This window comes from Pseudoalteromonas sp. ECSMB14103 (assembly GCF_000813065.1).
Classification (GTDB): Bacteria; Pseudomonadota; Gammaproteobacteria; order Enterobacterales; family Alteromonadaceae; genus Pseudoalteromonas; species Pseudoalteromonas marina.
Genome location: NZ_JWGY01000005.1, coordinates 73,071 through 94,927, shown reverse-complemented (window position 1 = coordinate 94,927; position 21,857 = coordinate 73,071). Strand labels below are relative to the sequence as shown.

Sequence of the window (21,857 nt, the reverse complement as noted above, 5' to 3'; positions counted from 1 at the left end):
CTAATAAACATGGCGATTAAACGGAGACAATTACATGGCAACCACATTTAACAGTTCAGCCGCGATTGAAAATTCGCAATCGGCTTTATTAAACACTGAGCACAGCATTCAAGTAAGAGGCGCACGTGTTCATAACTTAAAAAATGTGGATGTAAACCTGCCCCGTAATTCGCTTGTGGTGTTTACTGGTATATCGGGCTCGGGTAAATCATCGCTCGCCTTTGGAACATTATTTGCTGAATCGCAGCATCGTTACCTTGATTCGGTATCGCCTTATGCACGCAGGTTAATCGATCAGGTTGACGAACCCGACGTAGACTCAATTGAAGGACTGCCACCAGCAGTAGCAATGCAGCAACAGCGCGGTGCGCCTTCTGTTCGTTCATCGGTTGGCAGCGTAACTACTATTTCTAACGCGCTGCGAATGCTTTACTCACGCGCTGGCGAATACCCTAAAGGGCAGAGCATTTTGTATGCCGATGCGTTTTCTCCAAATACCCCCGAAGGTGCATGTCCACAATGTTCGGGCATTGGCCGCACTTTTGAGGTAACCGAACAACTACTTGTGCCCGACAATACAAAAACGATACGCGAAGGCGCAATAGAAGCTTGGCCACCAGCATGGCAAGGTAAAAACTTAAGTCGCATACTGGTATCACTTGGTTACGACATCGACATACCATGGTATGAGTTACCGAAAAAAGCACGCGATTGGATTTTATTTTCAGACGACACCCCCACTGTACCTGTTTACCCAGACTACACTATTTTAGAGGTTAAAAACGCCATTAAAAATGGCGAAAAACCTCGCTATAAAGGTACTTTTACCAGTGCTAAGCGCTTTGTTCTTAAATCTTTTGCTACAACACAAAGCCCTCGTATTAAAAAACGAGTGTCGCAGTTTATGCAAATATCCCCATGCCCAAGCTGTAAAGGTAAAAAGCTTAAAAAAGAGTCGTTATCGGTTAAAGTCGCAGGCCTTGATATAGGCGAAATTTCGCAGTTAACATTAAACGAACTTGCAGATAAATTAAGCATTGCCGCTAATATCCCTGCTAAAAGTAACGCTACAAACCCAGAAAAAGCCATCGTCGCTAAGCGTATTACAAGCGATATTATTAAACGTATAGAGTCACTGACTAAACTTGGCCTAGGGTATTTATCGCTTGAGCGCACCACCCCATCGTTATCACCAGGGGAGTTACAACGTTTGCGGCTAGCAACGCAACTTCGCTCAAAATTATTTGGTGTTGTGTATGTATTAGATGAACCTTCTGCTGGTTTACACCCTGCCGATACACAAGCACTTTTAAGCGCATTAGATGAACTAATAGCTGCTGGTAACTCTGTATTTGTGGTTGAGCACGACGTAAGTGTTATTCGACATGCCGACTGGGTAGTCGATGTTGGACCAAATGCGGGCTCCCATGGCGGTAACATAGTTTATAGCGGCCCCGTTGAAGGCTTAAATCAAATTAGTAGCTCACACACTAGTCAGTATTTATTTAAAAATAACCAAACCCAGCAGGCTCCCATACAAAACAAGCAACGCCAGCCTAAAGCGTGGCTAACGCTTAAAAATGTTGAACGTAATAACTTACAAAAGCTTAATGTAGAATTTCCGCTTGGGGTTATTACAAGTGTTACGGGAGTATCTGGCTCTGGTAAATCGAGCTTAGTAAGCCAAGCACTTGTTGACTTGGTTTACGATGCACTTGGGCAAAAATCGCAGCCACAAATGCCAACCGACGAAGCAGATTTACTCGAGCAAGAGCTCAACGTAGCAACCGACGGGAAAATAACTCAGGGCATTGAACACATAAAGCGCCTAATAACGGTTGATCAAAAAGCCATTGGCCGTACACCTCGCTCAAACCTTGCCACTTACACGGGCTTATTCGATCAAGTACGTAAGCTATTTGCAAACACCACTGAGGCAAAAAAGCGAAAATACGATGCCGGTCGCTTTTCGTTTAATGTTAAAAAAGGCCGCTGCGAAAACTGCGAAGGCGTAGGCTTTGTAAGCGTAGAGCTGTTATTTTTACCCAGCGTGTATTCGCCTTGCCCTGTGTGTAATGGCAAGCGCTATAACCAAAAAACACTCGACATTACCTATAAAGAGAAAACCATTGCCGATGTGCTTAATTTAACCGTTGAGTCAGCGCATACATTTTTTTCCGATGATCCCGCTATTTTGCGCGCGCTCAATGCGCTTTTACAAGTGGGCCTTGGCTATTTACGTTTAGGGCAACCTGCTACTGAACTTTCGGGCGGCGAGGCACAACGTATTAAACTTGCCACTGAACTACAACGTACACAGCGAGGCGATACGCTTTATATTTTAGATGAACCAACCACAGGCCTACACCCAAAAGATGTAGCCATGCTAATGGCGCAGTTAAATGGCTTAGTTGATGCTGGCAACACCGTCATTATGGTTGAGCACGATATGCAAGTAGCCAGTAACAGTGATTGGGTTATTGATATTGGCCCAGGAGCTGGCGACGAAGGCGGGGTAATAGTTGCACAAGGAAAACCTGAAAGGGTCGCTGAGTCACAAAAAAGTAAAACGGCACCATTTTTAAAAGCGCAGTTAAATCACGCAGGTTCTAATTAAAAATTAATAGTCGTTATGAGCAAAATAATAAAGAGCCACGGGCTCTTTATTATTAATCTAAGGCTAACCAAACACCTACAAGCATCATTAAACTGCCTGCAATCCGGTTCATCCATTTAATATTATCGCCTCGGGCTAAAAACAAGCGTAGGCTTTTACCACCTGTTGCATACGCTAACATACTTACAAATTCGGTTATCATAATTACGCTAAGTAAAATAAATAACTGTGGCGCAACAGCCTGGTCAACATTAATAAACGGCGGCAATAGTGAGATCATAAACGCCCACCCTTTTGGGTTAGCAACAGCGGTAATAAACCCTTGCGTAAAAAGCGACTGCCTACTTACATCACTTGGGCTATGTGTATTAACCGACATTTTACCTTTGGCGCGCCACATATTTATACCTATATAAATTAAGTAGGCACCACCGACCCATTTTAAAATAGCGAACGCATCAGGATAATTTAGCATGACACTTGCAACCCCAAGTACCGCCGCAATAGCTACACTTGCAACCCCTAACAGCTCACCTATCATCATCCAAAGGGTGCGGCGCACACCGATGCTCATACCTAATGTCATGGCAAGGGTCATACACATACCCGGTGTGATAGATACAAAAAAGAAGGTAGAAATAAAAACTGCCAGTGCTGCTACATCAATCATTAATTTACTCTCGTATTCATAACAAAAACGCGGCTATAAGTAGCCGCGCTGTTGCTTGCCTATGTGTATTGTTATTGCTGGGTATTAACAGCAGGTTCGCTAACGACCTCTACTGGCTGTGGTGTATCATTTAACAAATACTTATCTAACCACTGCTCTTGCTCCCACAATACATGTAATAAGCTTTTACGTGCGCGGTAGCCATGAGCTTCGTAAGGCAGCATAACTAAACGGGCATCTTTTCCTAAGCCTTTAAGCGCGGCATACATTCGCTCACTTTGCATTGGGAAAGTGCCTGAATTAGGATCCTCTTTACCGTGTATCATGAGCATTGGCTCATTGATTTTTTCGGCGTGAAAAAACGGCGACATATTAGCGTATACACTTTGCGCCTGCCAAAAATCACGTTCTTCTCCCTGAAAACCAAACGGTGTTAACGTACGGTTATACGCACCACTTCGAGCAATACCTGTTTTAAATAAATCACTATGCGCCAATAAGTTAGCAACCATAAATGCACCGTATGAATGCCCTGCTATGGCTATTTTGTCTTTATCAGCAATCCCTTTATTAACTAACACATCTACCGCAGCTTGCGCGCTTGCTACAAGTTGTGTTCTAAAGTTATCGTTTGGCTCACTACCATCAACACCTACAATCGGCATTTTAGGATCGTCAAACACGGCAATACCTTTGGCAAGGTACGGCATTGGACCCCAGTAACCAATATACGTAAACTCGTAAGGCGACTCGCGAACTTGCGACGCTACGGCTTTGTCTTTGTATTCAAGCGGGTAAGCCCACATAAGCACAGGCAAAGTGCCTTGTGTTTTGTCGTACCCTGGTGGTAAATATAACGTGCCAGAAAGCTCAACACCGTCGTCGCGCGTATAACGCACTTGTTCTTTTGTTACACCTTTAAAAGCAGGGTATGGGTGTTCAAATTGCGTTAGTTGGGTTAACGAATCGTCATCTAAATCACGAATAAAAAAGTTAGGCTGCTCAGTTTTAGACTCACGAACAGTAATAAAGCGCTCGCCTTCGTCATCAAGCAGCGCCCTTACACGCTCGTAATAAGGCGCTTTAGATTCCCATAAACGCTTGCTACTATTTGTTTTTACATCGTACCTGTCTAAAAACGGGATGTTACCTTGTTCTGACGCGCCATTGCCGCGCAGGTAAATATAACGCCCACCAACCACTTTAATTACATTAGCGCCTAAATCGTTACGCTCGTAAATAGCATTACCTGGGTCTTTATAAGCATCGTTATAACTACGCTCTGAAAACAGCACACGGTTACTATCGGCATTACGCGGCTGTATTACATACGTGCGTAATTGACGGTCGCTGAAGCGCCAATCGCTAAGCATAGCAATGTCGTTATTAGCCCACTCCATACCCTCATAACGACGTTCTACTTTTGCAAATAACTTTGGCTCGCGTTTAAACGGCGCACGTAAGCTATAAATGTAATCATGGTGTGGCACGTCAGTTTTCATGTCGCCGCCATCTTGCGCTTCTGCCCAAATAACTTCAGCACCCTGATCTGCTCGCCATTCAAAATTACGTCTTCCTGTACGTACACTGTCGTAACCTTGTGGAATATTATCGGCCAAAGGTTGCTTAGCAAGCTCGGCTAATGCAAAACCGCGCATACCCCATATTTGCCACGTTGTCGCAAAGCGGCTGTAAGGCACTTGATACGAAAACGGCTCGTTAATTCCCGCCACCAAAATATTAGTTGAGTCAGGCGATACCGAAAACGATTTAAAAAGTGCGGGACTGCCAATGGCTTGAGCTTTTCCATCAAGAGTAATGTAAGCCAACTGGCCTTGACCAAAAAACTTAAATTGAGCTTCATCAAATGGGCTCGTTAATAAATTTTGATACGTGCGTGCAGGGGCTTTTTCACCAGTACTTTGCTGAATAACTGGCACAACATTTTGGCTGTTGTTTTCTAGTCGTGGTTTACCCACATTTACAGCTAGGTTTGCAATAATGGCTGTGCTGTCTGGTAACCATTGGTATGGCGATGCCGTTAAAACTGAATTTAACGCAGCACTTGAAAGCATTTTTGCTTGTTTACTTTCAACACTATACAGCCATAAATTTGCTTCGTTTGTTTGTTCAACAATAAACGCTAAGTATTTGCTATTAGAAGACCACTTAGGCGAGCGAATAATACCATTTGGTAAGTTATTAATATTAATAACAGTGCCACTTTGCACATGTTTAAGTTCTACAGCACTAAAATTTGCGCGCACCCGTGTGCGTGAAAAATTAGCCGGGTTTAGTTTAATCCCCGCAAGCTTTAACTCTTCAATTGCAAGCTCATCAAGCGATACAACACGCCTGCGTTCAAATAGCGCAAGCCACTGACCATCACTTGATAAGTAACTTGTGGGCGCCAATTTAGCATCTACCACTGCCGCTAAATCAGGCGAAGGAGTTTGGTAGCCCTGCTCTGCATGACTAAATGGTAGTAATACAACACAACAAATAAAGGCAACTAACAGCCTAAAAGCGTTCATGTTTTTATCCTTTTGTTATTTTTTACACAATTAAGTGTATATAAACACGTTTTGCTTTGTTCATAAAGCATTAAGGTGGCTCAACACATGGCAAAAGATGACTTAACAGCCCAGTTTAAGCTACACTAACGCGTTTTTAATTTATCACTGCGACAAACACAACTATGCATAACAAAGCTAAATCTGTCACAATTTTTGATGTTGCCGACCTTGCAGGTGTGTCTAAGTCAACGGTGTCTTTGGTGCTTACTCAAAGTAAAAAAGTCAGTGATAAAAGCAAACAAAAAGTATTAAAAGCAATTGATGAGTTAGGCTACGTTTATAATCGCGATGCCGCAGCTATGCGCTCAAAGCGCTCTAATTTAATCGCTGTGGTTATAAATGATTTAACTGACCCTGTTATGGCACAGTTGGCCACCGAGCTTGAGCTAATATTAAACAATGAAGGTTTTCAGGCCGTTATTGTTAGCAGTAACAATAACGTTGAGCAGCAAACACAGGCAATTAATAAACTAAAAGAATACAACGCCGCCGGATTTATAATTTGCCCTGTGACTAATACATGCACCCAATGGTTAGACACATTAAGTTCTCAGCATAGCGTTGTTACGTTAATGCAAGAGCTTGCATTTAGTAATGCACCTTGTGTGTTACCCGACTACAAAAAAGCAAGCCATATAGTTAGCATGCATTTACTTTCTCAAGGGGTTACAAACATTGCGTTTATAGGCAGCAATTTACAATTAAGCAGCTGCTTAACACTTCAACACGGCTTTAATACCGCATGTGCACAACACAGTATATCGCCACTAAACGCAATCGAATGTGGTGAAAATTCCGCTCTTAGTGCCAAAAATGCTTTTGCACAGGCTTATAAAAGCACCCCTGCTATTAACGCCATTGTGTGTGCGAATGACATTATCGCCCACGGCGTGCTAGCAAGCATTAACACACTAAACTTAGCAGCTAATCAACGCATTAAAGTAGTAAGCTGTCAGCAAGTTAAAAATAGCGCCTTACTTGACGATACATTAACGAGTGTTGCAATCAGCACGCATGAAATCGCAAAACGTTGCCTTTTAGTACTACAAGAACTATTACAAAATACAGCCCCACCGGTTAAAACACTGGTAAATGTTAACTTACAAATTAAAGAGTCTAGCCAATGAAAAAAGTGCTGGTAATTGGCTACGTATGGCCAGAGCCCAACTCATCCGCTGCGGGTACGCACATGATGTCATTATTGAACGCATTTACAGCACAAAACTGGCAAGTGGAGTTTGCTACTCCCGCTCAACGCACAGAGCACATGGTAAACCTTGACGACTTTGGTATAACAAGCCAAAGCATTGCCCTTAATTGCGAAAGCTTTGACGAATACGTTAAAGCCTATAACCCAGATATTGTAATGTTTGACCGATTTATGATGGAAGAACAATTTGGTTGGCGCGTTGATAAGCATTGCCCCAATGCCATTAAGATTCTCGATACCGAAGATTTACAGTGCCTGCGAAACGCACGCTATGAAGCGCACAAAGGCGAGCGTGAATTTACAACAAGCGATTTACATTCAGACATAGCTAAACGCGAAATAGCGGCTATTTTGCGTTGCGACCTAAGCCTAATTATTTCAAGCTACGAAATGGAATTACTCAATAGCGTATTTAAGGTCGAACCAAGCTTATTACACCATTTACCGTTTATGGTCGATTTAACCTCGCTGCCCGAAACCACTAAAAGCTTTGATGAACGTCAGCACTTTATGACGATAGGTAATTTTAGGCATGCGCCAAACTGGGACGCAGTACTTTACTTGCAAAAAATATGGCCGTTAATTCGTAAACAACTACCAAAAGCAGAACTACATATTTATGGCTCTTACCCGCCACCTAAAGCCACAGCACTTAATAACCCTAAAACGGGTTTTTTAATAAAAGGCTGGGCCGATAACGCCTTTGATGTAATGCAAAGTGCGCGCGTATGTTTAGCTCCTCTGAGGTTTGGCGCTGGTATTAAAGGTAAATTACTTGAAGCCATGATAATGCAAACACCCAGCGTTACCACCAGTATTGGTGTAGAGGGCATGCACAACGATTTACCTTGGTCTGGTAAAGTGGCTAATAATACCGAAGACTTTGCAAACGCAGCCGTTGAGCTTTACACCAATGAAACCGATTTTAAACATGCCCAGCAAGCTGGCAATACGCTACTTAACACCGTATACGACAAAGTAAAATTAAGCGCGGCGCTCATTAATAAAATAGATGCAATAAGCAGCGATCTAAGCGCGCATCGTGAAAAAAACTTTACCGGACAAATGCTCAAACATCATACAATGCGAAGCACACAATACATGGCGCAATGGATAGCAGAAAAAAATAAAAAATTAGATTAAAAATGACTAGACACACACCAATTAGTCTTTAAAATCGCGCCCATTACATATGGGCGTTTTAGCCTATACTTTTAGCTAATTTATTTACACACTGGCCTAAATAAGATTTGAAAACTGCAACCTTTACAGAAAAACGCAAATTTATCGTTAAGTTGGGTAAAATGCTTCATAAATACGGTACGCCTGCCTACCGCCTAGAAGCACACTTAATGGAAGTCGCCACATACTTAGGCCTCAAATCGTCGTTTGTTATGTCGCCCACCTCGGTCACCTTTGTTATTTGGACCGACGGCCATGAAGATGAGTATACGCATGTGGCACGAGTTGACCCAGGCGATCATGATTTAGGATCACTTGCCGATACCGACGACCTTGTAAATAAAATGCTTAATGAAGAATTGTCTCTTCAAGAAGTAGACCAGCAGCTAGATATAATTTTTGATGCCCCTAACCCTTACAATAAATTAACCACAGGTATTGCATTTGCAACCTCGGGCGGCGCATTTGCAATGCTTATGGGCACCAGTTGGACCGATGTAATTTGGTCTGCGTTACTCACCCTTGTGGTGTATATGTTTGTATTGTGGTCTATGCGCTCTAAACGTGTAGCGCATATGCTTGAACCACTTGTTGCTATTGTTTCAGCAATTATGGCCTGTGCTGTAAGCGTTTATATAACACCCGAAGTAAACATACGCTTAGTGGTGCTTTCTGCCATTATTGTATTTATACCGGGCCTTGCGCTTGCACTTGGATTGGCAGAGCTTGCAGCTCGCCACTTGGTCTCGGGTACAGCAAGAGTAATGGACTCATTTATGTTGCTGTTTAAACTCTATTTTGGTGGCTTTATAGGTATAGGCATTGGCTTTGCACTTTTTGGCCAAGCAGACTTTGTTCAACCAGAGCCTTTACCCAGCTGGACACCTTGGCTTGCTATATTTTTACTGTGTAGCAGCCTAATAGTTATATTTAGAACCAAACTAAAACATGCGGGTTGGTCTATTGCATCAGGCTTTATAGCCTATGGCACAAGTATTGGGTCAGCAATGTATTTAGATTACACATTGGGTACTTTTGTTGGCGCGTTATCGGTGGGTATTTTTAGTAATTTATTTAACCGTGTTGCTAATGCGCCGGCTTCAATTGTGGCAATGCAGGGCTTGATTGTATTAGTCCCAGGTAGCAAAACCTACATTGGCTTAAATTCACTTATTGAAGGCCAAGACTTTATATATGCAGAGCATATAGGCCAGCAAACATTTTTAATATTTATGTCGCTTGTAGCCGGGCTTATATTTGCAAACGTTGCCTTACCGCCTAAAAAAAGTTTATAAAAAGCAGCGCGGTACATTCCGCGCTATTCATTATTTATTTTATCACCTTCATTTAACGCCCTCTTTTGAGCATTAATCGCATTTTTTAGTTTATTAACCTTAGCTTGTTATACTAATCTGGATTTTAAAAATAAAGGATATAACAATGCTTAAGACAAGCTTAGCGCTAGCAATCGGGCTTTCAAGCAGCCTTGCATTTGCGCAATCAGCAATCACAGTTGAAGACATTCCAAAAGTAAAATCGGTAATACAAACAAGTATTAGCCCAGATGGTGAAAGCGTTGCATTTACACGCTCGTTACCACGCAAACTTTACGTTGACGAAAATGGCAGCAATTACAGCGAACTTTACGTTGTAGACGATGAAGGTGTTGAACGCCCATTTATTACCGGCTCGGTTAATATTAAAAGCCTACAGTGGTCAAACGACAGCAAAACAATTTACTTTTTAGCAAAGCTTAAAGACGATAAATTTACTTCGCTTTACCAAATTCCTGTTGATGGCGGACAAGCACAAGCAGTTATGTCGTTAAAAGGGACTTCTATTTCAAGTTATCAACTAAGCCCAGACAATAAACAGCTTGCGTTATTAGCGATGCCCGCTGCCGACAAATCAGATAAAGAATTAAAAAAACTTGGTTTTAAAGCAGAAGTATACGAACTAGGTTTAAAAAACAAACAACTCTTTGTTGTTGATTTGGCCAAAGAAGATAAACCATTATCGCCAACAGCCATAAACATTGATAGCTATGTAAGCGATGTTAACTGGTCAGCCGACAGTGAAAAGCTACTCGTTAAAACTCAACCTACAGCACTTATTGACGATCGCTATACTAAATCAATGTGGCACCTTTACGATATTGCTAACGAAAAAGTAACTTTATCGTTTAAAACACAGGGTAAATTGGGCGATGCCGAGCTGTCGCATGATGGTAAATACGTCGCTATTTTAGGCGCAGAAGATCAGCACGACCCAGCAACTGGCCGCTTATTTATTGCTGACACTGAAACCGCAAAAATCACTGAGTGGCTACCTAACTTTATGGGCCACGTCGTTGATTTTGAATGGTCGCATAAGCGTAACACGCTTAACTTTATTGCCAATGTAGGTACGCAAAGCTTTGTTGCCAGTATCAAAGCAGGCTCTAATAAATACAAAAAGTTAGTTGATGAAGGCCAATTTATTGCAACGCAGTTAAGTGTTTCTGACTCAGATAAAACATTGGCACTTCGTGGTAACAGTGCTAAGCACCCTAACGAAGTGTTTATTGTGCGTAGTAAAAAAGCAAAGCGTTTAACAGACTCAAACAGCTGGCTGAACGATAAACGTTTTGCTAAACAAGAAACGATTAAACTTAAAGCGCGTGATGGCGTTGAACTAGACGGCGTACTTGTATACCCGCTCGATTACAAAAAAGGCACACGCTACCCACTTATAATGTCAGTACATGGCGGCCCAGAAAGTCACGACAAAGATGGGTGGATCACCAATTACTCTCGCCCTGGCCAAATGGGTGCTGCACGTGGGTACGCGGTATTTTATCCAAACTATCGTGGTTCTACAGGTAAAGGCGTTGATTATTCAAAGCTAGGGCAAAACGATTACGCTGGTAAAGAGTTTGACGACCTAGTGGACTTTAAAAACCATTTAGTCGACATGGGTCTAGTTGACAGCAAACGCGTTGGTATCACAGGTGGTTCTTACGGCGGTTACGCCTCTGCTTGGGGCGCAACAAAACTAACTGAACATTTTGCAGCAAGTGTTATGTTTGTGGGTGTCACTAACCAACTTTCTAAGTTTGGTACCACTGATATTTCAAACGAAATGCACCTAGTGCATGCCCGTTCATACCCGTGGGATAAATGGCAATGGTATTTAGAGCGCAGCCCAATTTACTGGGCTGGTCAGTCAGAAACACCGTTGCTTATTATGCACGGTAAAGACGATCCACGCGTGCACCCTGCGCAATCTATGGAGCTTTACCGCTACATGAAAGTACAAGGTAAAGATGTACGCCTTGTTTATTACCCGGGTGAAGGCCACGGCAACCGTAAAGTGGCAGCACAATACGACTACAGCTTACGTTTAATGCGTTGGATGGATAACTATTTAATAGAGGGTAAAAAAGACATGCCTGATTACGAAATAGACCACGCAGCAAAACTTAAAGCAGTAAAAGATGCCAATAAATAATTTGTGGTAAGTTAAAATATCAAGGCCGGCATTGTTGCTGGCCTTTTTTTATTATTTGTAGAACCAATATCCCCTAGCAAGCTCATGCTGTGATAAAATCTAAATTAATTCTTCGCCTCAATTTCATAATTCGACCGCTATGCCTAACAGCCCTTGTTTTACCCCATTTGCTCAACCTGTTTCCACTATTCCTTTACCGGAACAGTTTACTTACCCCTTTTTTTACGAGCCACACCCGTTAACTATTGCAGCAAGCGAACAATTGCAACAGCAGCTCGAAACACTGCCACATTTAAAAGCTGAAAGCGCGGGTAAAATGTTTGGCGTATTAGTGGTTAAAAATGAGCAAAACGAACTGGGCTTTTTAGCGGCCTACTCAGGGCAAGTTGACGCAAACAAAGCCAGTATTAACTTTGTGCCCCCTATTTCAAGTATGCAATTAAACGATGAAAATTACTTAGCTAAAAGCAAAATAATAAATGACTTGAACGCACAAATAGACGAACTTGAAAACAGTGAGCAACTAAAGAGCATTAGCCAATTATTAGCTACCGCCAACGAAGGCTTTGAAAAAGAGCTGCAAGCGCAGCATGCTTTAATGCAAAAAAGCAGAAAAAAGCGTAAAAAACAACGCAGCGACGCTGAAAAAAAATCGAGTAAAACCAAAATCCAACAACTCAAAAAAAAGCTAGCAACACAAAGCATTGAAGAAAAAAAGCAGCTTCAGGCATTAAAGCAAAAATGGCAAACACAGCTAATCACACTTGAACAAGCGCATAGCAAAATAAACGATGAACTTGAACATTTAAAAAAACGCCGTAAAACGCTCTCCAAAAGCTTACAAAAAATACTATTTGCTCAATATCAATTTCTTAATATTGATGGCGAAATAGAAGACCTCAATGCTATTTTTGCCAAATTACCTGAGCATACGCCGGCCTCGGGGGCAGGTGACTGTGCAGCCCCTAAATTGTTTCAATATGCGTTTAAACATAACTTAACACCCATTGCCATGGGTGAATTTTGGTGGGGAGCCCCGCCTAAATCTGCGGTTAGGCAGCATAAAAACTACTACCCATCTTGCTTTAGTAAATGTCAGCCTATCTTAGGCCACATGCTAAAAGGCTTAAATGTAGAACCTAGCCCACTGTTGAATAACCCTGCACAAGGTAAAGAGCTTACTGTTGTTTACCAAGATGACGATTTGGTCATAGTGAATAAGCCGGCAGAGTTTTTATCGGTCCCGGGCATTACCATAGACGACTCTGTATTCTTGCGTATGAAAACACAATTTCCAGAAGCTACAGGCCCACTTATTGTGCACCGATTGGATATGTCAACCTCAGGACTATTAATTATTGCCCTAAATAAACGGGCACATAAAGCCATTCAAAAACAATTTATTGAGCGCACAATAGAAAAGCGCTACGTTGCTTTAGTCGATGGGAATATAGAACAAGAAAGCGGTACTATAGAGTTACCCCTAACACCAGATTTTGATGATAAGCCGCGTCAAAAAGTGTGTTACCAAAAAGGAAAGCCTGCACTTACAACATGGCAAGTACTTGAGCGAAAAAACAACACAACTCGCTTGCAGCTCTACCCTAAAACAGGGCGCACACATCAACTGCGTGTGCACTGCGCACATGTATTAGGTTTAAACACCCCTATTATTGGTGATACACATTATGGTAAAAAAGCAGACCGGTTACACCTGCATGCTGAGTATCTAGCATTCACGCACCCGATTAATCACGAGCGTTTAGAGTTTAAAATTGATGCTGATTTTTAACAGATAAATACTAAAACCACCATAAATAAGGCTGCTATCACGCTTATACTAGGATTATAGGCGTAGATATTTTTATAAAATAACTTTTATGGTAATGTAATTGGATAATTAGTGGTTAACCAATACTTAATAGAGATTGAAAATGCTAGATATAAACGTCTCTCAAGGCTACAACCTGCTTAAGTTTTTGATTACTAAAAGTATATGGATGAGGTTTAGCCAAAATTTAACTAACCCTACGTTTTTCAAAAAAGCTACACGTATCAAGTTAGTAAGGGCTGAATATGACTAATAACATGCAATTTAAAGCAAGTTACCTATCGGTGTTGGTTAAACAGCTTGTTGTTGTGTTTTTTTTACTCGCCGCCTTTCAAAGTATTGCTTATTCAAACAATTCCACTACCCCTGAGCTCAGTCAGCAAGACGTACGCGCGCTGATTAAAAGTGTAAGAACAGACAAACTTGACTACCTGCAAAACAAAAAACAAATCACTCAAGCTTACGAGCAAAGTAAATTAAAACAGAATGACGCTTTGCATTTAGAAGCTGCAGCCATTTATGCCGAACTGCTTTTTAGGGAAGAAAAGTACGAAAAATTAGATAAACACCTCACTGTTTACTTATCAAATCAGCAATTATCTAAACAACCTGACGTATTACTGCTATTTTTGGAGTCACAATTAAAACTGCTTAGCCTACAAAAAGAACTCCAAAAGGCAAACGATGTTGTTAATCAACTAAAAACGCGATTTTCTCAATCTACACCGGCTGAAAAAATCATTATTTTAAGAGCCTTTGCATACTTTTATACCGAAACAGATGAACTGAAAAAAACCTTGAGCGTGGCACTCGACGGATTAGAACTGGCGATGCAAAACAACGATATTGCATCGCAAGGCTATTTTTACAGGAAGATAGCCGATGCGTATAATTATTTAGAAAACAAAGAAAAAGCAATAACATACGCTAAAAAAGCGCTGATCGCATATCAGCAAACTCAAGATGGCTTATATACAGCTAAAGCTTACTGGAGCTTGGGCAATGTATTACTTGAAATAAATAAACCAAACGAATCCCTCATTTATTTAGACAAAGCACTCTCTTACTTTGAATCTGTTAACATGCAAAAAGGACTGTCTTTTGCTCAGTATTCAATTGCTAATATTTTATACAAACAAGAAAACTACGAAGATGCGCTCGCCTTAGCCACAAAAAATATTGAGGTTGCCCACCTAGCCGGAATAGGTGATATGAAACTCGCATCGATGATATTGATGCTAGATATTTATAAAAAACAAGGTTTACTTGAAAAAGCCGATAAAATGAACGATGAAGTATTTTCGATGATCGATGATTTTAGCCGCAGCATTTATAAAGCCGATTACCTTCAAAAGCGATACCAGTTAAAACGAAGCCTCAACAAAACAGACGATGCATTTGACGCAATGGAGCAAATGCTTACATTTATGAAAAAGCATTACGAAGCCACCAGCGAAACAAACATTAAAACACTGCAAATAAAATTTGAAGTAAAAGAAAAAGAAGAAAAAATACTCCAACTAGAATACGACAAAAACATTAACGAATTACTCGCCAAAGAAGAGTATCAACAAAAAATAATTTGGCGGTTAAGCGCAACAATTGCGTTTATTTTAGTTATTATGTCGCTATTACTTATTTATAAACAAGTACTACAACGTAAAAAATATTATAACATTGCGCTGACTGACTACTTAACTAGCTGTTTAAATCGACGCGGTATTATGCAAAAAGCGGCTCAAAAACTTAAGCAAAGCAATGCTACAATTGCCATTGTCGATCTAGATTTGTTTAAGCACATTAACGACACTTACGGCCACGATGTGGGTGACTCCGTTCTTAAAGCTTTTGCTCGTGCAGCACAAAATACACTTGCTGGTGACGACCAATTTGGCCGCTATGGTGGTGAGGAATGGTTATTTGTTTTAAACACTGTTGATAAACAAAGCGTTAAAACAACGTTCGATTCTATTGCCAATACACTGATAGATATTTGTAGCAAAATAGAAGGCTTAAATAATACTGAAACCATTACGTTTAGCGCAGGTGCAGCAATTAGCTCCTCCTCTAACCGCTCACTTGAAAAACTGATCATTCATGCTGATGAGCTTCTTTATAAAGCCAAACAAAGTGGCCGCAATCAGGTTAATGTTGAGCAGCCCTAGGCGTATTAAAGCTTAACAAACACATACCCCCAAATATGTTTTTAACAAGCTAATTGTAAATAGCTGCACATGAAGTATTAGCTCGTATTAAAAGTAAGAAATTATTTCACCCTCTCGTCTGTAAAAAATACACAAACAATCCAAAAACATAGCCTAAAACCTATAAAATCATTACTTTCAATAACTTAAAATATGGCACTGCGTTTGCTTATTAGTTATTAAGCAACGTAATTGATTAGGATGATTTATGAATATTTTTGAAGCACTACGTAATGATCATGACAAACAACGCAAACTAGTTGACGCGCTTATTCAAACCAAGGGCGACACAAAAAAACGTCATAGCTTAATGGATGAGCTAAAAACAGAGCTAGAGGAACATGCAAAATTTGAAGAGCGCTACTTTTATAATCCATTAATTTGTGAAGATTTAACGCAAGAAAAAGCACGCCACAGTGTTGCAGAGCATCATGAAATTGATGAACTAATTGAACAACTTGAAGACACCGAAATGAGCTCATCAGCATGGTTAGTAGAAGCTAAAAAACTACACCATTTAGTGCACCATCATTTAGATGAAGAAGAACATGAAGTATTTCAACTAGCAGGTAAAGCGCTGTCTGAAGGGCAAAAAGAGCGCTTAGGCGACAAATACAACGACGCAATGCATTAATCGTAAAAGTAAGGATTCATACACCTCCCTGTGTACTTTTGGTTATAAGCTAATTGGCTTATAACCATTTTTTTGTCTGGCTGTTTTATTTAACAGTATATTTTACGTCTTGATCCCTTAATAAATAAAGTGCAAAACACGCTGCCCACATTGGCCACGCAGTAAAAAATAATAAGTTATTAAAGCCATCAATGTACTGATTGTAAGATGAAAGCGTTGATAGGCCGTGCATTATAAAAATAATACCGTAAGTTATACGTTTTTTAATACCTGCTAAAAACGCTAAAACAAGTACTAGCTGCAACGCACCAATAATGTAAGCCACCATATCTGTAGAGCCACTGATCCCATAAAAATGCTCAAAAATACGTGCGCTATGTCCAGGGTTAACAAACTTATCGAATGTCCACATAACCATTACAATAAACACACCTACACGCAAAGATAAAAGTGACCACTGCAAACGATTTTGAACATCACTACTTAAAGAATCCGTCATTAAATTTCCTTTAAAAATATATAAATAAACCAAGAACAGAACAAGACCGTATAAGTTATGATTAATTTCAAACTATTTAGATTTAATCCAAGCGAGTATTCAACAACATTTAAAGCTTAAGACTATAATAAGAATAATTTGCACGCATCCATTCTAAAAATTAAAAAAGTTATACTTTAATTGAAAGATATTTTTATTCCTTTCGGTCTTTATCGCCAATAACTAATTACACTAGAGAGACAACCCTTGAAACACGCATACTTAGCACTATCCTTAGCCACCATATTAAACACTCCCCTTGTTGCTTTTGCAGCTGAAAAAACGCAAGTAAAAGATTCGATTGAACACATAGAGGTGGCTGGTCAAGTTATAAAGTCTCAAGGTCTTTCTGTTAAAAATGAAACAATTGACGGTCCTTTTGGTGATAACTTAGCACTTCAAGACATAGCACGCTCAGTTACGCCTATTTCAAGCGAACTTATAGAACAGCTTAACATTACTACTTTACAAGATGTATTAGCAGTAAGCCCAAACACATACTCTGCAAGTGGCTTTGGCGCGCCAAGTTTACCTACTATTCGCGGTCAATTGGGTGAGCTTTTTCAAGATGGTACACGTCGTCAAGCAGGTAACAATGGGTTTGGCGTGCCGTTATCGTTCAATTCTGTCGAACAAATAGATGTAGTAAAAGGCGCACCGCCGGTTTTGTTTGGTTCAAGCCAACGCAACGGTGGGTTTGTTAACTTACAGTCAAAAGTAGCGTCAACGGACGAAAGTAAAGGCAAAGCGAGTTTATCGGCCGGTCGTTGGGACCAATACAGTGCGCAAATAGATTACACTGCGCCAATTATTAAAGACAAAGTTGGGTTTAGAGTAAGCTATGAACATCTTGACCATGGCAGCTACTACGATTATTCAGGTACTAAAAGCGACAGTTTATTTGCAGCACTACGCATTTTGCCAGACGATAAAAGCACTTGGGATATTAACTTTGAGCTATACCAAGTCGAATTTACCGACAACGCCGGTATTAACCGCCCTACCCAAGCTTTAATTGATGATGGCCTTTATATTACTGGCCAAGGCGTGCAAGCAAATGGCAGTACAGTACCGGCGGCGGGTTCGATTGTGTCGCCTACTGGGCAAGTAAACATTGATCGCAGCACTGTACTTACTGACCCTGATAACCAAAACGAAGCTACAACCTATTTAATTCACAGTATTTATAAACGTGAGCTAAGTGCAAATGCCTCACTTAAAAACATCACCTACTTTCAACATTTACAGCGTGAAGAGATTGCCCAAAATAGCTTTGTTGAAATTATTGACGGCGCCGACACGGCGCAAAATCGAACAGAACTAACGTATAGTTGGAACGACGAACAACAAACTATTTTTGCTTTTGACGTACGCTATAACAAAGTGCTTGGCTACAGTCAGTTCACCACAGAGGCCGACTTACCTATTGATTTAACTGGCCCATTATCAAATCGCCGCATTCCTTTAACAGACGCACAAAAGGCACGTTTGGTTGAGCTTCGCCCGGGTGTGTTCGTATCACCTGGTGCACAGTACGATATAGATAACGACGGCAGCGGCGACTTTAACCTATCAGACACTACTGACTCACGTTCATGGCAAACAGGTTTTGCTATTCAGCAAGACTCGGATTGGACAGATAAACTTCATACAAGCGTAGGTTACCGGGTAGATTATTATGATGTAGAAGCACGAGATCCTATTGCACCACAAGGCCAAACTGCAGCAAGTGATAGCATTAACGACACACTTCAGTCAGGTCAGGTAAGCTTTAATTACAAACTAAACGCTGATTTCACAGGCTACGGTGCAGCAAGTTATAACGAGGCCACATCAAATAGTATGGCTGGCGGTAATGTGCTGGGTGGCGACAACGTTATTAGTGAACAAAACTTTGCAACAGAAAACACACTCGTAGAATTTGGTTTAAAATATGCCCCAATCGACAGTGATTGGTATGCCGATGGCGCTGTATTTAGTCAACGCCGCAGCTTGCGTAATCGCGATGGCAGCAATACGGGTATTCGTACCACAGGTTTTGAAAGCCAAGTATTTTACGATGCTTACCCTTATTGGCTAAGTGCGGGCTACAGCTACATAGATGCCCGCTACGACAACTCTGCAAGCAGCCAAGATTCCGCTCAAGTCGCTGATGCGTTTGATAACTCACGCCCAGACATTATTGCTGGTACGGGCGTTGGCGCGCCAAGCTTTACACCATTTGCACCGTCAAACAGTCAAGTACAAGGTATTCCAGAGCAATCGTTTAGTTTTAATGGTAATTATTCAATTACCTCGAAATGGCAAACTGGTTTTTCAGGTCTATATACAAAGAGTTACCCATTAGACTTTTTACAAACAGTTAAAATTCGTGATCAATACACGCTAAACGTAAATACTAGCTATGCATTTACGCCTAGTACCAAGTTACGTTTAGATGTAAATAACATCACAAACCAAAAAAATTGGCGTCCTGTTTTTGAAGGCGGCTACTTTGGCGCAACCTTGGCATTCCCTGAATTGCCAATAAATGCCAAGCTGACTCTGACCCATAAGTTTTAATATTTATGAATATTTAGCTTTAAAGGTTAAATATACATAAATTTGCTTCTTATAAAGCGAGGTAAAGCCTATGTGGTGTGGTTATTCCTCATAGGCGTTAAAGTAAAATTAATGCTAAACAGGCGCAGCCCAAAGGATTTACCTAGTGCAATCCAAAAAGGTTAATAGGGCCTAATTAAGAGAGAGAACATGATAAAAAAATTATTATTAATAGTGATTGCCGCCGCTGCTATTGGCGCGTTCTTTCATTTTAATTTACACCAGTTACTAACACTTGATGGCTTAAAAGGGTCAATGGATCAATTTGATCAGTACAAAGCACAGTCGCCGTTGCTTGTTATTGGCGGCTTCTTTTTGCTTTATGTGGTAGTAACGGCTCTCTCTTTACCGGGTGCGGCTATATTAACACTGGCCGCAGGTGCATTATTTGGCTTAGTTGAAGGCTTATTGGTTGCCTCGTTTGCCTCTACGGTAGGTGCTACGTTTGCCTTTTTAGTATCGCGTTATTTACTGCGCGATACAATTAAACAACGTTTTCCTGAGCGCTTAGACGCTATTGACGCAGGCGTTGAAAAAGAAGGTGGGTTTTACTTATTTACCCTTAGGTTAGTACCCGTATTCCCGTTCTTTTTAATTAACTTACTAATGGGTGTTACTGCAATTAAATCGTGGACCTTCTACTGGGTAAGTCAGGTAGGTATGCTCGCGGGTACTTTTGTATTTGTAAACGCGGGTACGCAACTTGCGCAAATCGAGAGCTTATCTGGCATTTTATCGCTCGATCTTATTCTATCGTTCGCTTTATTGGGTGTGTTCCCTTTTATTGCTAAAGGAATCCTAAACGTGTTTAAAAAACGTCGCGTATACAAAAATTACACTAAACCTAAAAAGTTCGACCGCAACATGATTGTTATTGGCGCAGGTGCTGGCGGCTTAGTGACAAGCTACATTGCAGCAGCAGTTAAAGCCAAAGTAACCCTAATTGAAGCCGGCGAAATGGGAGGCGACTGTTTAAACTACGGGTGTGTGCCAAGTAAAGCCGTTATTAAAAGCGCTAAAATTGCCGAGCAAATTCGCAACGGTGAACACTACGGCTTAGAAAACGCCACACCGCAGTTTTCGTTTAAAAAAGTAATGGCACGTGTACATAAAGTAATTGCCGATGTAGCACCACACGACAGCGTTGAACGCTACACAAACCTTGGTGTAGATGTTGTAAAAGGCTACGGTAAATTATTAGACCCATGGACTGTAGAAATTAAGCTTAACGATGGCGGCACACAAACATTAACAGCCCGCACTATTGTTATTGCCACTGGCGCACGCCCATTTGTACCGCCATTACCGGGTATTGAAGAAACAGGCTATGTAACAAGTGATACGTTATGGACTAAATTTGCTGAGCTTGAAGAAGCCCCTAAAAAGCTTGTTGTACTTGGTGGCGGCCCAATTGGGTGCGAACTTGCACAAAGTTTTGCACGCTTAGGATCAAGCGTTACGCAAATTGAGATGAGCGAACGCATCATGATCAAAGAAGACCTAGAAGTGTCTACCTTTGCTCACGAAGCGCTTATTGAGAGCGGCGTAAACATTTTAACCTCGCATCAAGCACTACGCTGTGAAGAGCGCGATAGCAAAAAGTTCATTGTGGTAAAACATAACGATACCGAAATCGATATTGAATACGATGAGCTACTATGTGCTGTGGGCCGAAGCGCTCGCCTTAAAGGTTACGGCCTTGAAGAACTCGGCATAGAAACCAACCGTACTGTAGTCACTAACGAATACCTAGAAACGCTTTACCCTAACATTTTTGCCGCTGGCGATATTGTAGGTCCGTATCAGTTTACGCACGTAGCCGCTCATCAGGGCTGGTACGCCGCTGTAAATGGCTTATTTGGTAATCTTAAAAAGTTTAAAGTAGATTACCGTGTTATTCCGTGGACTACGTTTATTGACCCAGAAGTAGCACGTGTTGGCTTAAACGAGCAAGACGCTATTGATAAAGGCATAGACTATGAAATCACTCGCTTTGAATTTGAAGAGCTAGACCGCGCCATTACCGACAGCGCCACCAAAGGCTTCATTAAAGTAATTACACCAAAAGGCAAAGACAAAATACTCGGTGTTACAGTGGTATCTGAGCACGCTGGCGATTTAATAGCTGAGTTTGTACTAGCAATGAAACACGGTTTAGGCCTTAACAAAATACTAGGCACTATTCACAGCTACCCCACGTGGGCTGAAGGTAACAAGTACGCAGCAGGCGAGTGGAAACGCGCTCACGCACCTGAAAAAGTACTTAACATGCTTGAAAAATACCACACATGGCGCAGAGGCTAAT

The 21,857-nt window shown here is 41.1% G+C and carries 13 protein-coding genes; 10 read left to right on the top strand and 3 right to left on the bottom strand.

Annotation, left to right across the window (positions count from 1 at the left end; all coding sequences use genetic code 11):
• The first annotated feature begins 34 nt into the window (after positions 1-34).
• Entirely contained in the window at positions 35-2,617 is a 2,583-nt protein-coding gene (uvrA, locus tag RF53_RS10155; RefSeq protein WP_039037564.1) for an excinuclease ABC subunit UvrA, read from the top strand.
• A gap of 52 nt (positions 2,618-2,669) precedes the next feature.
• Here uvrA and RF53_RS10150 read toward each other — a convergent pair whose 3' ends face one another.
• Positions 2,670-3,287 carry a LysE family translocator gene (locus tag RF53_RS10150; RefSeq protein ID WP_039037563.1) on the bottom strand — a complete coding sequence of 206 codons (618 nt, stop codon included), beginning with the start codon at positions 3,285-3,287 and terminating at the stop codon, positions 2,670-2,672.
• A 71-nt stretch (positions 3,288-3,358) separates the two neighbouring features.
• Positions 3,359-5,821, bottom strand: coding sequence for an alpha/beta hydrolase family protein (locus RF53_RS10145; RefSeq protein WP_039037562.1), 2,463 nt, complete (start codon positions 5,819-5,821; stop codon positions 3,359-3,361).
• 164 nt (positions 5,822-5,985) lie between these two features.
• Here RF53_RS10145 and RF53_RS10140 point away from each other — a divergent pair, with 164 nt between their 5' ends.
• From RF53_RS10140 to RF53_RS10110, 7 genes are all read left to right on the top strand, one after another.
• Positions 5,986-6,990 carry a LacI family DNA-binding transcriptional regulator gene (locus tag RF53_RS10140; protein ID WP_039037561.1) on the top strand — a complete coding sequence of 335 codons (1,005 nt, stop codon included), beginning with the start codon at positions 5,986-5,988 and terminating at the stop codon, positions 6,988-6,990.
• Entirely contained in the window at positions 6,987-8,216 is a 1,230-nt protein-coding gene (locus RF53_RS10135; RefSeq protein WP_039037560.1) for a glycosyltransferase, read from the top strand. Before RF53_RS10140 ends, RF53_RS10135 begins: the two co-directional genes overlap by 4 nt.
• Before the next feature lie 107 nt (positions 8,217-8,323).
• The gene (locus RF53_RS10130; protein WP_008129681.1) at positions 8,324-9,550 is read left to right on the top strand and encodes a threonine/serine ThrE exporter family protein; all 1,227 of its coding nucleotides are present in this window, start codon (positions 8,324-8,326) and stop codon (positions 9,548-9,550) included.
• A 145-nt stretch (positions 9,551-9,695) separates the two neighbouring features.
• The gene (locus tag RF53_RS10125) at positions 9,696-11,744 is read left to right on the top strand and encodes a S9 family peptidase (RefSeq protein WP_008129677.1); all 2,049 of its coding nucleotides are present in this window, start codon (positions 9,696-9,698) and stop codon (positions 11,742-11,744) included.
• 139 nt (positions 11,745-11,883) lie between these two features.
• Positions 11,884-13,536 (top strand): RluA family pseudouridine synthase, encoded by a 1,653-nt coding sequence (locus RF53_RS10120; protein WP_039037559.1) that lies wholly within the window; start codon positions 11,884-11,886, stop codon positions 13,534-13,536.
• 284 nt (positions 13,537-13,820) lie between these two features.
• Positions 13,821-15,740 carry a tetratricopeptide repeat-containing diguanylate cyclase gene (locus RF53_RS10115; protein ID WP_039037558.1) on the top strand — a complete coding sequence of 640 codons (1,920 nt, stop codon included), beginning with the start codon at positions 13,821-13,823 and terminating at the stop codon, positions 15,738-15,740.
• Positions 15,741-15,987: 247 nt separating this feature from the next.
• The gene (locus RF53_RS10110) at positions 15,988-16,413 is read left to right on the top strand and encodes a hemerythrin domain-containing protein (RefSeq protein WP_006792655.1); all 426 of its coding nucleotides are present in this window, start codon (positions 15,988-15,990) and stop codon (positions 16,411-16,413) included.
• A gap of 85 nt (positions 16,414-16,498) precedes the next feature.
• Here RF53_RS10110 and RF53_RS10105 read toward each other — a convergent pair whose 3' ends face one another.
• Complete coding sequence (locus RF53_RS10105) at positions 16,499-16,912, bottom strand: hypothetical protein (protein ID WP_039037557.1); 414 nt, start codon at positions 16,910-16,912, stop codon at positions 16,499-16,501.
• Positions 16,913-17,158: 246 nt separating this feature from the next.
• Here RF53_RS10105 and RF53_RS10100 point away from each other — a divergent pair, with 246 nt between their 5' ends.
• Positions 17,159-19,513, top strand: coding sequence for a TonB-dependent receptor (locus RF53_RS10100; protein WP_039037556.1), 2,355 nt, complete (start codon positions 17,159-17,161; stop codon positions 19,511-19,513).
• A gap of 189 nt (positions 19,514-19,702) precedes the next feature.
• Complete coding sequence (locus tag RF53_RS10095; protein WP_039037555.1) at positions 19,703-21,856, top strand: FAD-dependent oxidoreductase; 2,154 nt, start codon at positions 19,703-19,705, stop codon at positions 21,854-21,856.
• The last annotated feature ends 1 nt before the right edge of the window (position 21,857 follow it).